The sequence below is a fragment of the Microvirga arsenatis genome, assembly GCF_009910705.1.
In the GTDB taxonomy this organism is placed as follows: domain Bacteria; phylum Pseudomonadota; class Alphaproteobacteria; order Rhizobiales; family Beijerinckiaceae; genus Microvirga; species Microvirga arsenatis.
The window spans coordinates 103,238-117,883 of the sequence record NZ_JAAAXJ010000008.1 but is presented as its reverse complement, the minus strand read 5'-3'; the positions used below and the strand labels follow the sequence as shown (position 1 = coordinate 117,883).

At 67.9% G+C, this 14,646-nt stretch carries 12 protein-coding genes; 8 read left to right on the top strand and 4 right to left on the bottom strand.

Features of this window, described 5'->3' with window-relative positions:
* Positions 1 to 16: 16 nt before the first annotated feature.
* Entirely contained in the window at positions 17 to 1,690 is a 1,674-nt protein-coding gene (locus tag GR303_RS15775) for a DUF882 domain-containing protein (RefSeq protein ID WP_343038464.1), read from the bottom strand.
* A gap of 131 nt (positions 1,691 to 1,821) precedes the next feature.
* Positions 1,822 to 3,603 (bottom strand): L,D-transpeptidase family protein, encoded by a 1,782-nt coding sequence (locus tag GR303_RS15770; protein WP_161723987.1) that lies wholly within the window; start codon positions 3,601 to 3,603, stop codon positions 1,822 to 1,824.
* 332 nt (positions 3,604 to 3,935) lie between these two features.
* Here GR303_RS15770 and GR303_RS15765 point away from each other — a divergent pair, with 332 nt between their 5' ends.
* From GR303_RS15765 to GR303_RS15730, 8 genes are all read left to right on the top strand, one after another.
* Positions 3,936 to 5,825 carry a M3 family oligoendopeptidase gene (locus tag GR303_RS15765; RefSeq protein WP_201752085.1) on the top strand — a complete coding sequence of 630 codons (1,890 nt, stop codon included), beginning with the start codon at positions 3,936 to 3,938 and terminating at the stop codon, positions 5,823 to 5,825.
* Positions 5,826 to 5,957: 132 nt separating this feature from the next.
* Positions 5,958 to 7,325, top strand: a complete 1,368-nt coding sequence (locus GR303_RS15760) for an ABC1 kinase family protein (protein WP_161723983.1) — start codon at positions 5,958 to 5,960, stop codon at positions 7,323 to 7,325.
* 108 nt (positions 7,326 to 7,433) lie between these two features.
* Positions 7,434 to 8,651 (top strand): glycosyltransferase, encoded by a 1,218-nt coding sequence (locus tag GR303_RS15755; RefSeq protein ID WP_161723981.1) that lies wholly within the window; start codon positions 7,434 to 7,436, stop codon positions 8,649 to 8,651.
* Between the two features lie 112 nt (positions 8,652 to 8,763).
* Positions 8,764 to 9,057, top strand: a complete 294-nt coding sequence (locus GR303_RS15750; RefSeq protein ID WP_161723979.1) for an aa3-type cytochrome c oxidase subunit IV — start codon at positions 8,764 to 8,766, stop codon at positions 9,055 to 9,057.
* A gap of 71 nt (positions 9,058 to 9,128) precedes the next feature.
* A complete protein-coding gene (locus GR303_RS15745) occupies positions 9,129 to 10,265 on the top strand; it encodes a Re/Si-specific NAD(P)(+) transhydrogenase subunit alpha (protein WP_161723977.1) in 1,137 nt (378 codons plus the stop codon).
* Between the two features lie 20 nt (positions 10,266 to 10,285).
* On the top strand, positions 10,286 to 10,732 hold the full coding sequence (locus GR303_RS15740) for a proton-translocating transhydrogenase family protein (RefSeq protein WP_161723975.1): 447 nt from the start codon (positions 10,286 to 10,288) through the stop codon (positions 10,730 to 10,732).
* Positions 10,733 to 10,736: 4 nt separating this feature from the next.
* Positions 10,737 to 12,134 carry an NAD(P)(+) transhydrogenase (Re/Si-specific) subunit beta gene (locus GR303_RS15735; RefSeq protein ID WP_161723973.1) on the top strand — a complete coding sequence of 466 codons (1,398 nt, stop codon included), beginning with the start codon at positions 10,737 to 10,739 and terminating at the stop codon, positions 12,132 to 12,134.
* Between the two features lie 334 nt (positions 12,135 to 12,468).
* A complete protein-coding gene (locus GR303_RS15730) occupies positions 12,469 to 12,948 on the top strand; it encodes a GNAT family N-acetyltransferase (RefSeq protein WP_161723971.1) in 480 nt (159 codons plus the stop codon).
* On the opposite strand, the gene GR303_RS15725 is transcribed toward GR303_RS15730, so the two are convergent.
* Together GR303_RS15725 and GR303_RS15720 are read right to left on the bottom strand one after the other, a co-directional pair.
* A complete protein-coding gene (locus GR303_RS15725) occupies positions 12,918 to 13,541 on the bottom strand; it encodes a nucleotidyltransferase family protein (RefSeq protein WP_201752084.1) in 624 nt (207 codons plus the stop codon). The genes GR303_RS15730 and GR303_RS15725 overlap by 31 nt on opposite strands.
* 21 nt (positions 13,542 to 13,562) lie before the next feature.
* On the bottom strand, positions 13,563 to 14,426 hold the full coding sequence (locus GR303_RS15720; protein WP_161723970.1) for a tetratricopeptide repeat protein: 864 nt from the start codon (positions 14,424 to 14,426) through the stop codon (positions 13,563 to 13,565).
* Between the last annotated feature and the right edge of the window lie 220 nt (positions 14,427 to 14,646).

Sequence of the window (14,646 nt, the reverse complement as noted above, 5' to 3'; positions counted from 1 at the left end):
GAGGGGCCCTTTCTCCTTACCGCACCACCGGGAGCGGCTTGACCGCCGGTCCCGTGAACCGGTTGGTGGCCAGATCGCCCACGGGCTTGCTGGAGAAGCCCATGTGCAGGCTGGGCTGGGCCGACATCAGGGCGCTCAGGGCGGTCGCGGGAATCTTGGCCTGCGCCGGCGGGGCCTTGGGTTCGGGGGCGGCGGGCTTGGCCTTCGCGTCCTTGGGCGTCGAGCCCGTGGTCGCGACCGGGATCTCCACCGGACCCGCCGCAGCGACCGCGACGGGGCGCAGGTCCGGCCGGGGCGGGGGCAGGGGAGCCGGGGGCGCGCCTGCGGGCGGCTCTGCGGCGCCGCGCAGCTCCGCAAGGACGGGAATCGGGTTCGTGGCCGCCAGCGAGCCGGGCCGGGCGGGGGGCAGCGGGGCATAGGCGAGCGCCAGGGTTCCGGCCACGGTCTCGGGCTCCGCGTCGGTTGTGCCCGGACGCCGGGGCGGGATCGGGGCGAAGGCCATGCCCTTGGCGATGGTCAGGTCGGAGTCGCCGCCCTGGGCTCCCGGACCCTGCTGCCAGGCGAGCGCCGGGCCGGAGGCGGTCTGGACCGTGCTGGGCGCCCCGTTGATCCGGGTCGGCGGCAGCGGGGCCGCAGGCGGCGGGCTCAGGTCCTCGCGCAGGGCGGGAGCCATGGCGGCGACCACCGCAGGAGCCGGAGGCTCGGGCCTGGGCTCGACGGCCACCGGAGCGCGCCGTGCCGCCTGCACCGGCGCCTGGGCCGGCTGCAGCGCCGCATAGACGGACGAGTTCGAGTCGCTCGCATAGTAGTCCTGCGGCTGTTGCGGCGCCCGCTGGCGGGAGGCGACGAGCGCCCGGCCGGGCCGCGAGGCCACACGGATCTCCTCCGCATCCTCCTCCTCGTCCTCGCCGAGACCGAAAAGGGTGGCCCAGAAGCTCTTGCGCCGCGGCTGGTTGGCAACCGCCTCCTCCGCGTCCGCATAGGCCGTGTAGCCGGCAACCGTGCCGCCCTTGGCCAGCACCTCCGCGCGGGCCTCCTCGTAGCCCGGCATGGGTCGCCCGTCGGCGGGGATGTGCACGGTCTTGCCGTCGGGGAAGATGCTCGCGAGCTGCTCGCGGGTCATGCGCGGCCAGGCGCGCACGCTGCCCACGTCGAGATGGATGAAGGGCGTGTAGGCGTTCGGATAATAACCGACGCCGCCGTTCTGGAGCCGCATGCCGATGGCGCGCAGGCGCGCGGTCGACACGTCGGGCAGGTAGAAGTCCATGGCCTTGCCCTGCATGTGCTGGCTGTTCTTGGCCACGGCGCTGGAGCGCCGGCGGAGCATCGAGTTCGTCTGCGGCGAGCGGTAGGCCGAGTTCACGTGCACCGGCGCGCTGGAGCCTGACTCGCGATAGACCTCCCACACCGTGTCGAACAGGCGCGGATCCATGCGGGTGGGCTCGTCCCGGCGCCAGTCGCGCAGGAACCAGTTGAGCTGCTGCAGGGCGCCCTGGTCATACTGGCCGTTGCGCCGGAAGGTGACCGTGAGGCTTTCCTTGGTGTTGTTGTGGTAGAGGGTCAGGGTTCGCGTATCGCCATTGGCGACGGCATCCTGCGTGCCGCGAATTCCGCCCACCATGACGGCCAGAAAGGCCGCAAGACCGATGCCGACGCGAAACGCCGGGCGGTCCTTACGCAATACTCTCACTGTGATACTCGTCTTTACCGGCCGCATCCGGGGATGCGGAAATCCTTATAGTGAAAGGATCTTTGCCGAGGACGGTTACCTTCGCGTTAAGTGGGCGGGAAATCGGCGGAAAAAGTGACGGGGCCCGGGGGCTATTCCTGGAGGTTGAGGGCGGCGCGGACCTTGCGGTCGAGGCCGTAGATGTCCTCGTAGCTCCTCATCTCGCCCTTCTCGTCGACGGCGAGGGTGAAGTAGGTCAGGTGCACCGGCAGGGGCGCGCTCAGATGCACGGTGCGTTCGCCCTTGCCGATGAGGCCCCGCAGCTTCTCCTCGGTCCACTTGCCGTCCTTGCCCATGATCTCCTCGGCGAGCTCGAACGGCTTGTCGACGCGCACGCAGCCGTGGCTGAAGGCGCGCTTGGCAGCGGAGAACAGGTTGCGGTTGGGCGTGTCGTGCAGGTAGACCGCGTGCTGGTTGGGGAACATGAACTTCACGAATCCCAGCGCGTTGCGCTCCCCAGGCGGCTGCTGCACGGTGATGCGGTCGCCCCTGCGGATGATCCTGTAGCCCTTGCGCGCGGCGTAATCGGGATCGCTCGCCAGGGCGGGAAGGATCTCCTTCTTCATGATCGAGGGCGGGATCGTCCAGGAGGGATTCACCACGAGGTATTTCATGGCTTCGGAGAAGATCGGGGTCTGCGACTGCTCCTTGCCGACGATCACGCGCGTCTCGTGGACCACGCTGCGGCCGTCGACCAGCCGCAGCCGGTACTCGGGCACGTTCACCACGATGTGCCGGGTTCCCAGATCCGCGGGAAGCCAGCGCCAGCGCTCCATGTTGGCGATGATCTCCGATTCCCGCTGCGCCAGCGACGGGCCCGACAGGGCCGCCACCGTCTGTGCGTTGAGGACGCCCGTGTCCGGCAGGCCGCGCTCCTTCTGGAACGCCGCCACGGCGGAGGCCACGCGCTCGTCATAGACCGTTGCGTTGTCCGTTCCCTTGGTGAGGTTGAAGCGCGCGCGGATCAGCGGCACGCGCGGGTCGCTCATCCCCACGCGCAGGATCGGCCCCTTCGGCAGGCGCACGCTGGGCTGCGAGGGGTGGTTCTCGCGCAGTTTCGCCAGGCGCTCCTTCAGGGCCTTGTAGCCGGCATGCGGCGGGTTGTAGGCGGCGAGCGCCGCGTTCGCGTCCTTTGCCGAGGAGACCGTGCTCAGCACGTCCTCGACGCCCGGGATCGCGAGCTTCGGCGTCACGAGCGGGGACAGCCGGGGAAGGTCGATGCGCGCGCCGCGGGCGTCGCGGGCATAGCGGACCACCGAGAGGGAGAGCTTCACGTCGGCGCGCGCCCATTGCGCCGGGGAAGCCTCCTTGCGCAATCCCGCTTCGGCAAAGGCATAATCGGCAGGATCGAGGCCATCCTCGTCAGCAGCCTTCAGGCGCTCCATCGCGGCGCGCGCTGCCGGCGACCAGGCGCCGTCCTGCGCCCAGACCAGCGCGCGCTCGGCCCGCGCATAATAGGCGGACAGCGCCTCCCGATCCCTGCCGCTCACGCGCATCTCGCGCATGGCCGCATCGTCGGCGAACAGGCTTTCGACGGCGAGGCGCAGGAGGTCCCCCTGCAGGAGCGCCGTCACGGGCGCCGCATCGGGCAGGGGAATGTCGATCGTGGGAGAGGGCTTCAGGTCTGCGGCTTCGAGGAGAACGGGCGCGGGCTCGGTCAGCGGAATCGCCGGGGAGGCCAGATCCTTCGGCGTCCCTGCATCCTGCACGGCGACATCGTGGAAGGAGGGTTCCGCAGCACTCCCGGCCATGACGGGCTCGAGGCTGCCGGGCTGCAGGCCGTTGGCCGGTTCCTGCCCCAGGACGGAGAAGGGCAGGAGGGAGGCGGATCCGATCAGGCCGAGCCAAACAGCTGTCTTGCGCAAGCCACGCATGACCTTGCTCCTCGTCGCAATGAAGTGGGAGGACGCAACGATCCTCCATCGAATGAATGCCGTCCGTGTGCGGGCACACGTCTGTTACGCTTAACGCGCAAAACGTCACGCGGCTTCATCCTCTAGGCCAAGTTCTTTCAATTTTCTGTAAAGCTCTGCGCGTCCGGCGCGGGGCCGTTCGCCTATGTCGTTGATAATCAAGGGCGGCGGCCGCTTCGTCCGTGCCGGGGCAGGATGCGATCGGGGGAAAGGGTAAACCGAACGCTAACGGCGGGTATCGCCCTCGCCCGCCGCCGCCGGCATGGGTTGATCCCTGGCGCGCGGCGGCCAATATGAGTGCGGTATCCCTTCGACCCCGATTTCCGAGCAGGCTCCCGGCCGTGATCCCTCAGACCGCTTCCCCTCTGCATCATCCTTCGTCCTCCGGCGCCGCGCAGGCCGAACTCGGCCTGCTCCCCGAGTGGGACCTGTCCCACCTCTATCCCGGCATGGACAGCGAGGCGTTCAGGAGCGACCTCGCGAAGGCGGAGGCCGAGTGCAAGGCCTTCGCTGCCGCCTATCGCGGCAAGCTGGACGAGCTGGCGCGGGGCGAGGCCGCCGCGCAGGCGCTCGGCGAGGCGGTGAAGCGCTACGAGGCGCTGGAGGATCTTCTCGGCCGCCTCATGTCCTATGCGGGCCTCGTCTATTCCGGCGACACCACCGATCCCGTGCGCGCCAAGTTCTACGGCGACACGCAGGAGCGCCTGACCGCCGCCTCCACGGAGCTGCTCTTCTTCGGGCTGGAACTCAACCGAATCGACGATGCGGTGCTCGATCATGCCATGAGCGAAGAGCCGCTCAGGCATTACAGGCCGTGGATCGAGGACCTGCGCAAGGACAAGCCCTACCAGCTCGACGACCGGATCGAGCAGCTCTTCCACGAGAAGTCCGTCACCGGCCGCTCGGCCTGGAACCGGCTGTTCGACGAGACCATCGCTTCCTTACGGTTCACCGTGCGCGGCGAGGAGCTGCCCATCGAGCCGACCCTGAACAAGCTGCAGGATCCGGACGAGAGCGTGCGCAAGGACGCTTCCGATGCGCTGGCCAGGACCTTCAAGGCCCATCTTCGCACCTTCACCCTCATCACCAACACGCTCGCCAAGGACAAGGAGATCTCCGACCGCTGGCGCGGCTTCGAGGACGTGGCCGATTCCCGCCATCTGGCGAACCGGGTCGAGCGCGAGGTGGTGGAGGCCATGGTCTCCGCCGTGCGGGAGGCCTATCCGCGCCTGTCGCACCGCTACTATGCCCTGAAGGCCAGGTGGTTCGGCAAGGACAAGCTCGACCATTGGGACCGCAACGCGCCCCTGCCGAAGGTCGAGCAGCGCACCATTTCCTGGAACGAGGCGAAGGATACGGTGCTCTCCGCCTATTCCGCCTTCTCGCCGCGCATGGCCGACATCGCCCGCCGCTTCTTCGACGAGGGCTGGATCGACGCGCCGACCCGTCCCGGCAAGGCCCCGGGCGCCTTCGCCCACCCGACCGTGCCCTCGGCTCACCCTTATGTGCTGCTCAACTACCAGGGCAAGCCGCGGGACGTGATGACCCTCGCCCACGAGCTGGGTCACGGGGTGCACCAGGTCATGGCCGGGCCCAACGGGGCCCTCATGGCGCCCACGCCCCTGACGCTCGCCGAGACGGCCTCGGTCTTCGGCGAGATGCTCACCTTCCGCCGCCTCCTCGACCAGACCGGCGATCCGGTGCAGCGCAAGGCGATGCTGGCCGCGAAGGTCGAGGACATGATCAACACGGTGGTGCGCCAGATCGCGTTCTACTCCTTCGAGCGCAAGGTCCATCTGGAGCGCCGCAACGGCGAGCTGACGGCCGACAAACTCTGCGAGCTGTGGATGTCGGTGCAGGACGAGTCCTTGGGCCCGGCGATCCGCCTCGGCCCGGGCTACGAGAGTTTCTGGACCTACATCCCCCACTTCATCCACTCGCCGTTCTACGTCTATGCCTATGCCTTCGGCGACTGCCTCGTGAACTCCCTCTACGGGGTCTACGAGCGCTCCAGCGAGGGCTTCGTGGACCGCTACTTCGCGCTCCTCTCGGCGGGCGGCACCAAGCATTATTCCGAGCTCCTCGCGCCCTTCGGCCTCGATGCGAGCGATCCGTCCTTCTGGCAGATCGGCCTGTCGATGATCGAGCGGCTGATCGGCGAGCTCGAGGCCATGGAACGGTGAGCCGCCGGGGAGGATCGCCGGCAGCCCGCGCCAAGCCTCGGGATCGTTGCGATGGCGCAACGTCGGGACGCCGTGCTCCGTGGCAGGGCGTTGCCAGCCCACACCCGCACAACTTTCAGGAAGAGCCCCTTCATGGCCGACCGTGACACCGAAGCGAACCGCTTTTCCGCCCGCGCCGCCCGCTATGCCCGCGTGGGTGCCAATATGGGCGGAGTGGCGGCCCGCATGGCCGGGTCGCGCCTGTTCGGCGGCGACGATCGCGATGCCGCCAATGCGGCGGTGCTGGCCCAGGCGCTCGGCGGCCTGAAAGGGCCCATCATGAAGGTGGCGCAGCTGCTCGCCACCATCCCCGACCTCATCCCGCCGGAATACGCCGCCGAGCTGCAGAAGCTCCAGAGCGAGGCGCCGCCCATGGGGGCGGCCTTCGTCAAGCGGCGCATGCAGGCGGAGCTGGGGCCGCAATGGCAGAGCCGGTTCGGCTCCTTCGACCTCACCCCGTCCGCCGCCGCCTCCCTCGGCCAGGTCCACCGGGCGACCACGAAGGAGGGCGAGGACATCGCCTGCAAGCTCCAGTACCCGGACATGCAATCGGCCGTGGAGGCGGATCTCAAGCAGCTCGAATGGGTCTTCGCCGTCCACCGGCGCATGGACCCGGCCATCGACACCCGGGAGATCGCCAAGGAAATCGGCGAGCGGGTGCGCGAGGAGCTCGACTACGAACGCGAGGCCCGGCACGCGACGCTCTACGCCCAGGCCCTGTCGGACGTGGAGGAGGTCCGGGTGCCGCGGGTCCATCCGGAGCTCTCCACCAAGCGGCTTTTGTCCCTCCAGTGGCTGGAAGGCGAGAAGATCCTGACCTTCACCGAGGCGCCGGTCGAGATCCGCAACCGGCTGGCGGTGGCCATGTTCAAGGCCTGGTGGCACCCCTTCAGCCATGCGGCCGTGATCCACGGCGATCCGCATCTGGGCAACTACACGGTCTTCTCCGAAGGCGGGGAGGCGAGGGGGATCAACCTTCTCGACTACGGCTGCATCCGCATCTTCCACCCGCGCTTCGTCGGCGGCGTGGTCGATCTCTACCGGGGCCTGCAGACCGACGACCGCGCCCGCATCGTCCATGCCTACGAGACCTGGGGCTTCAAGAGCCTGTCGAACGAGCTGATCGACATCCTCAACATCTGGGCCCGTTTCATCTACGCCCCGCTCCTCGACGACCGGATCCGCACCGTGGCTGACGGAGTCAAGCCCGGCGAGTACGGGCGCAGGCAGGCTTTCGAGGTGCACAAGGCCTTGAAGGAGAAGGGCCCGGTCACGGTGCCGCGGGAGTTCGTCTTCATGGATCGGGCCGCGGTGGGCCTGGGCGCGGTCTTCCTCCACCTGAGGGCCGAGCTGAACTACCACCGGCTCTTCGAGACCGAGATCGAGCGCTTCTCCCTGGAAACCCTGGGTCGCAGGCAGCAGGAGGCCCTCGCCGCTGCCGGTTTACCAAATCCTCTGTAATGAGGTTGCATCTTTCGCCGTTCGGCCTTAGGGCATGACCATGCGGAAGAGCAAGGGCTCAAGGCCGTCTGCGAGCCCGAACGGGCCGGCGGCGCGAGGGGGCAGCCGATGAAGATCGCTTTCGTTCACCAGAACTTCCCGGGCCAGTTCCTGCGGCTCGCCCGGTCCTTCGCCGCCGAGGGGCACGAGGTCGTAGGGCTCGGGATGGTCAAGCAATGCTCCATCCCGGGGGTGAAGTACTTTTCCTACGAGGCGGTGCCGGGGCCGGACGACGCCCCCTTCCAGAACCGCTATTCCCCCGTCATCCCGCGCCTGCGCCGGGCCTACGGGGTCGCCCACAAGGCCCGCGCCCTGGCGGCCCAGGGCTTCCAGCCGGACGTGGTGGTGGTCAATACCGGCTGGGGCGAGAACCTTTTTCTCAAGGACGTATGGCCCAAGGCCCGCCACGTGGCCTATTTCGAATATTACTACCACGCCAAGGGGCAGGACCTGGACTTCGACCCCGAGTTCCCGATCACCAACGAGGAGGTGATCTGGCGCCTGCGCGCCAAGAACGCCATGCAGCTCGGCGCCCTCGACGTCGCGGACCTGGCCGTGGCGCCCACCCGCTACCAGCGGGACACCTTCCCGGATTACCTGCGCGACCGCCTCGCCATCATCCACGACGGCATCGACACGAAGCGGCTCCTGCCCGACCCGGCCGTCAAGCTCAGGCTGGGCCAGGACGGCCCTCAGCTCACCCGCGACAAGCCGGTGGTCACCTATGTCACCCGCAACATCGAGCCGATGCGGGGCGCCCACGTGGTCTTCAAGAGCCTGCCCTATCTCCTCGACATCGACCCGGAGCTGCGGGTAGTGATCGTGGGCGGCAAGGGCACCAGCTATTCCGGCTCCGCGCCTGGCGGGAAGTCCTGGTTCGACGTGTTCAAGGAGCGCATCGAGCGGCCGGTGGACTGGTCCCGGATCCATTTCGTCGGCAACCTGCCCTACGACCAGTTCGTGAAGGTGCTCCAGGTCTCCTCCGCCCATGTCTACATGACCTATCCCTTCGTCCTGTCCTGGTCCTCCATCGAGTCCATGGCGCTGGAGTGCCGGATCGTGGCCTCCGACACGGAGCCGGTCCGGGAGATCATCGAGGACGGGGTCAACGGCCGCCTCTTCCCCTTCTTCGACGAGAAGGCCCTGGCCGAGCGGGTGCGCGAGACCCTGGCGGACAAGGAGCGGTCGGCCGCCATGGCTGCGGAAGCGCGCCGAATCGCCGTGGCGAAATACGATTACGAAACCGTCTGCCTGCCCCAGTGGCGCGACTTCCTGGGGATCAAATAACGGCGCGAAACATTCATAAAGTTTTCGCTGGGAGCCATTCGAAAGATTGCGGCTCCTCACCGCATGCGTTAAACGCAGCCATTAAACGTGACGCTCAACAGGGCTTTGAATCATGGCCGATACAAAACATGCGCCGCATGGGGGTTACAGTCCGGATATGGACGGCCGCGCTCATGAGGCGACCTATCGCGGATTTATCCAGTTCGCCGAAATCGCAACCGCCGTCGTCATCTGCCACGTCCTCGCGCTGGCCGTCGGCGGCATCAAGCACGCCTGGCTGACGGCGATCTTCGGCGTCGTCCTCTCCCTGGCGGCCGGTGCCGTCGGAGCGATGGCTCCTTCCATCGGAGTGCGCGCCCCGGCTGCGGTAGGCGTTCTCCTTCTCCTGGCGCTCATCCTCTACTGAGCAGCGGGAGTTCATCGAAACGAGACAAGAGCTTGATCTCAAGCCATTGACCAAGTCGCAGGGGGGCCAAAATGCGGATTGCCGTTCTCTCCGAAACCGATGGAGCGGAGACCCGTGTTTCCGCCACCCCTGAGACGGTCAAGAAATACAAGGCCCTCGGCGCGGACGTGGTCGTCCAGGCCGGTGCCGGCGCCAAGGCCGGCATCACGGATGCCGAGTTCGAGGCCGCAGGCGCCTCGGTCGCGGCCAGCGCCGCCGAGGCCCTGAAGGATGCCGACGTCGTCCTGAAGGTTCGCCGCCCTGCCGCGGACGAGCTGTCCGGCGCCAAGCCCGGCGCCCTCGTCATCGCCATCATGGACCCCTACGGCCAGGACGCGGCCCTGAAAAGCCTTGCCGATGCCCGGGTTGCCGCCTTCGCCATGGAGCTGATGCCCCGCATCACCCGCGCCCAGGTGATGGACGTCCTCTCCTCCCAGGCCAACCTCGCCGGCTACCGCGCCGTCATCGACGCCACGGCCGAATACGGCCGGGCCATCCCGATGATGATGACGGCCGCCGGCACGGTGCCGGCCGCCCGCATCTTCGTCATGGGCGCGGGCGTCGCCGGCCTCCAGGCCATCGCCACCGCCCGCCGCCTCGGCGCGGTGGTCACCGCCACCGACGTGCGCCCCGCCGCCAAGGAGCAGGTGGAGAGCCTGGGCGCCAAGTTCATTGCCGTGGAGGACGAGGAGTTCAAGCAGGCCGAGACCGCCGGCGGCTACGCCAAGGAGATGTCGGCCGAGTACCGGGCCAAGCAGGCCGAACTGGTCGCCTCCCACATCGCCAAGCAGGACATCGTCATCACCACGGCCCTGATCCCCGGCCGCCCGGCGCCGAAGCTGGTCACCCGCGCCATGGTCGAGTCCATGAAGCCGGGCTCGGTGATCGTGGATCTGGCGGTGGAGCGCGGCGGCAATGTGGAGCTCGCGCAGCCCGGACAGGTGGTGGAGCACAACGGCGTGAAGATCGTGGGCCACCTCAACGTGCCCGGGCGTCTCGCCGCCACGGCCTCCAGCCTCTACGCGAAGAACCTCTACGCCTTCGTCGAGACGCTGGTGAACAAGGACACCAAGGAACTGGCCGTGAAGTGGGACGACGAGCTGGTCAAGGCCACCTGCCTGACCCGCGACGGCGCCATCGTCCACACCGCCTTCCAGCCGACCGCTTAAACCGTCCAGGGGAGGACAGAATGGCACTCACGCCCGAACAGGCCGTCGAGCAGGCCCGAGCAGCGGCCGAGGCCGCCCGCCGCGCCGCTGAATCGGCCCAGTCCATTGCCGATCAGCTGGCCGATACGGCCGGACATGCCGCTGCGGCCGTCACCCACGGGGCCGTCGACCCGACGGTGTTCCGCCTCGCCATCTTCGTGCTCGCGATCTTCGTCGGCTACTACGTGGTCTGGCAGGTGACCCCGGCGCTGCATACCCCGCTGATGTCGGTGACGAACGCCATCTCCTCCGTGATCGTGGTGGGCGCGGTGCTGGCGGTGGGCGTCAATGTCGCCCCGGCCCTCGGCGAGGGGCCGATCTGGGCCAGGGCCCTCGGCTTCATCGGCCTGATCCTCGCGGCCATCAACATCTTCGGCGGCTTCCTGGTGACCCAGCGCATGCTCGCCATGTACCGCAAGAAGGGGTGAGGCGATGTCGGCCAATCTAGCCTCGATCCTCTACCTCGTCTCGGGCGTCCTGTTCATCCTGGCCCTGCGGGGCCTGTCGCACCCCACCACCTCCCGGCAGGGCAACCTCTACGGCATGGTGGGCATGGGGATCGCCATCCTCACCACCCTGTTCGTCTCGCCCCCGAGCGGCTTCGGCGGCTGGGCGCTGGTGATCTTAGGTCTTGCCATCGGCGGCGGCATCGGCGCGGTGATCGCCCGGCGCGTGCCCATGACGGCCATGCCCCAGCTCGTCGCCGCCTTCCACTCCCTGGTAGGCCTCGCGGCGGTGCTCGTGGCGGCAGGCGCGCTCTATGCGCCGCAGGCCTTCGGCATCGGCGCGAAAGGCGCCATCCATGGCGGCTCGCTGTTCGAGATGGCGCTGGGCGTGGCCATCGGCGCCATCACCTTCACCGGCTCCGTCATCGCGTTCCTGAAGCTCGACGGCCGCATGTCGGGCAAGCCGATCATGCTGCCGAGCCGGCACCTCATCAACATCGGCCTCGGCCTCCTGCTGCTGGTGCTGCTCGTCGCCTTCATCCGCACCGAGAGCCACGCGGCCTTCTGGCTGATCGTGCTGGTCTCCTTCGTGCTCGGCGTCACCCTCATCATCCCCATCGGCGGTGCCGACATGCCGGTGGTGGTGTCGATGCTCAACTCCTATTCCGGCTGGGCGGCCGCCGGCATCGGCTTCACCCTGGGCAACCTCGCGCTGATCATCACCGGCGCGCTGGTGGGCTCCTCGGGCGCGATCCTGTCCTACATCATGTGCAAGGGCATGAACCGCTCCTTCGTCTCCGTGATCCTCGGAGGCTTCGGCGGCGAGACGGCGGGCGGGCCTGCCGGCGCGGTCGAGACCCGGCCCGTGAAGCAGGGCTCGGCGGACGATGCCGCCTTCATCATGAAGAACGCCTCCAAGGTCATCATCGTGCCGGGCTACGGCATGGCGGTGGCCCAGGCGCAGCATGCCCTGCGCGAGATGGCGGACGAGCTGAAGGCCGAGGGCGTCGAGGTCAAGTACGCCATCCATCCGGTGGCGGGCCGCATGCCCGGCCACATGAACGTGCTGCTGGCGGAAGCCAACGTGCCCTACGACGAGGTGTTCGAACTCGAGGACATCAATGGCGAGTTCGCTCAGGCCGACGTGGCCTTCGTCATCGGCGCCAACGACGTGACCAACCCGGCCGCCAAGACCGATCCGGCCTCCCCGATCTTCGGCATGCCGATCCTCGACGTGGAGCGGGCCAAGACCGTGCTCTTCATCAAGCGCGGCATGGGCTCCGGCTATGCGGGCGTGGAGAACGAGTTGTTCTTCCGCGACAACACCATGATGCTCTTCGGCGACGCCAAGAAGGTGGTCGACGAGATCCTCAAGAACCTCTGATCGGGCGATCAGGGAAGCGCTTTGCCCGGCCTTCGTGCCGGGCATTTTGTTCGGCAACCTTTTCGTCAGCCCGGGACGTGTTCCAGGAATTGCCTTTTCTGTATCCTCTGTCCTCATCCTGAGGAGGATTGCGTGAGCAATCCGTCTCGAAGGAGGATCCAGTGCTCTCTGGATCCTCCTTCGAGACGCCCACTGCGCGGGCTCCTCAGGATGAGGTTTGTGGTTCCTAAGACGTCATGGCCGGGACAAGCCCGGCCATGACGCGTGATGGAATGACGGATGGAGCTAAATCTGCTTTAACCCCGTCTCCCTCGCGCACCAGCCGGATTATCGTATGCCCTCCATCACCCTCCGCACCGCTCTTCCCGCCGACCGGGGCATCGTCGTCGAGCTGATCCACCAGCTCAATGTGTTCGAGGCCGATCTCGTCGGCGACCGGCGGCGCGACTATGGGGCGGCCGAGGAATACTACGACGAGCTGATGCAGCGCCTGTCCCGCCGCAACGGTCGCATCGTCCTGGCGGAAGCGGAAGGGGCTGTCGTCGCCGCGATGGGCTTCTCGCTCGACCAGGATGCCGCCTACGTGACCGCCGATGTCCGCAACCACGGCACGGTGACGGATCTGATCGTGCACCGCGACTGGCGCGGGCGCGGCATCGGCCGGATGCTGCTCGACGAGGCCGAGCGCCTGACGAAGGCCGCCGGCCTGAAGCGCCTCGTCATCGGCGCCCTCGTGGCCAACGAGCGGGCCGAGCGCACCTACCGCGCCTTCGGCTTCGAGCCCTACGTCTCGATCCTGTCGAAGGAACTGTGAGACGCCGAATAGGCCCCCTCCCACGTCATCAGCAGCGTCAGATTCGGCCAGCGGGCAGGCCAGTCCTTCGCCATGACCCGCTCGCGGTAGATGTCCATCTTGTGCCCGAAGACCGGGGTCGGTCGCACGATCAGGTTCAGGAGATCGTCGACGCCGTAGGGCGCCATGACCTCCGGCTTCCCTCCGATCGAGCGGGCCGCAACGGCTGTGGCGGTTTCGGCCCAGTGAGCACCCGCATCGAAGGTGTCACGATAGGGCCCATCGCCGTTGCGCAGGTGCATGCGGGCCTGGTTCTTCGCCGACCAGGGAACGGCGGGCGCCAGGGCGCGGAGCCGGCGCTCGATCTCCGCCTCCCGCCCCCTTCCCGTATCGCCGGGATCGAAGAAGATCACGTCCACGTCGTCGAGCCGCCGGAGGTCGATGGGACGCCCGTGCAGCACGTCCCAGACCGGGTTGCGGATCGCACCCGCGCCGATCCAGGCGTCCGGCAGTTCGAGGCTCTCCACACATGACAAAAGCGCATGCAGGCCCGCATGCGCTTCGAGAAGCCGACCGATGTCGGAGACCGTCCGCAGGGGAGGGGCGGGGTTCATGCCGCCGCTCCTCTGCGGGGTTCAGGAGCGGAACAGGCTCGTGACGCCGCCCTGCAGGCGGGACGAGCCCTGGCGGGCGATGCTGTTGGCGTTGTCGATGGCCAGTGCGCGCTGGTAGCTCTCGACGGCCTGGGCGCGGTCGCCCTTGCGCTCGAAGGCCACGCCGCGCCAGGCCCAGGAATTGGCGTCCTTGGGGTCCACGTTGAGGGCCGCGTTGAAGTCCTCGATCGCCTTGTCGTACTGGTTCGTGGCCACGAGGCTCTGGCCGCGGGCGGCATAGGGCGCGCCGACGAACGGGTTGCGGTCGATGGTGGCGTCGAAGTCGAGGATCGCCTGCTGGTGCATCCCCTGGCGCTGGTAGAGCAGGCCGCGGGAATGGAGCGCCTCGGCCGATTCGGGCAGGAGGCGGGTGGCCATGTTCAGGTCGCTGAGGGCCTCCTGGAACTGGTTCTGGGCGCGGTACAGGTTGGCGCGGCCGATATAGGCCGGGCCGTAATTGGGATCGGCCTGGATCGCGCGGGTGAAGTCGGCCAGGGCCTGATCGTTGCGGTTCGTCTGCCGGAGCGCCAGCGCCCGGTTGCTGTAGGCCGGGGCGTAGTTCGGGTCGAGCTGCACCGCCTTGGTGAAGTCGGCGATGGCGCTGCTGTAGTTGCCCACGCGGGCATAGGCCGCGCCGCGGGTGTTGTAGGCGCTCGGATCGTTCGGGTTGCGCTGGATCACGTCCGACAGGGAGGCGATGTTGACCGTGCTCGTGCCCTGCGTGTCCTCCTCCACCACGGCGATGCGCTGGGCGGGGCCGGTGCTCGTCGTGCCGCAGGCGGAGAGGCCGAGGGCGACAAGGGTCAGGCTCAGGGGGGCAAAACGGCGGATCGATGGGGCGAACACGTTCGTCTCCAGCTTCTTACTCGGTACCGGGAGGCGGCACTCTGGCGGGAAAACCTTAACAGCCGTGAAACAAGGCATCAAAAAGGCATGCCGCGGGGGGAAAGAGGCGCCTTGCCCGGCCATCTGTCGCAGGGCTTGGGCCCAGACATGCAAACAGCGCCCCGCTTCACGCGACGGGCGCTGGTTCACAACCGATAGGCTTGAGCCCTCGGAAGGGCTC

Coding starts and splice junctions, on each gene's coding strand:
- GR303_RS15770 (WP_161723987.1), bottom strand. CDS start 3,603: ATGCGTGGCTTGCGCAAGACAGCTGTTTGGCTCGGCCTGATCGGATCC.
- GR303_RS15765 (WP_201752085.1), top strand. CDS start 3,936: ATGAGTGCGGTATCCCTTCGACCCCGATTTCCGAGCAGGCTCCCGGCC.
- GR303_RS15760 (WP_161723983.1), top strand. CDS start 5,958: ATGGCCGACCGTGACACCGAAGCGAACCGCTTTTCCGCCCGCGCCGCC.
- GR303_RS15755 (WP_161723981.1), top strand. CDS start 7,434: ATGAAGATCGCTTTCGTTCACCAGAACTTCCCGGGCCAGTTCCTGCGG.
- GR303_RS15750 (WP_161723979.1), top strand. CDS start 8,764: ATGGCCGATACAAAACATGCGCCGCATGGGGGTTACAGTCCGGATATG.
- GR303_RS15745 (WP_161723977.1), top strand. CDS start 9,129: ATGCGGATTGCCGTTCTCTCCGAAACCGATGGAGCGGAGACCCGTGTT.
- GR303_RS15740 (WP_161723975.1), top strand. CDS start 10,286: ATGGCACTCACGCCCGAACAGGCCGTCGAGCAGGCCCGAGCAGCGGCC.
- GR303_RS15735 (WP_161723973.1), top strand. CDS start 10,737: ATGTCGGCCAATCTAGCCTCGATCCTCTACCTCGTCTCGGGCGTCCTG.
- GR303_RS15730 (WP_161723971.1), top strand. CDS start 12,469: ATGCCCTCCATCACCCTCCGCACCGCTCTTCCCGCCGACCGGGGCATC.
- GR303_RS15725 (WP_201752084.1), bottom strand. CDS start 13,541: ATGAACCCCGCCCCTCCCCTGCGGACGGTCTCCGACATCGGTCGGCTT.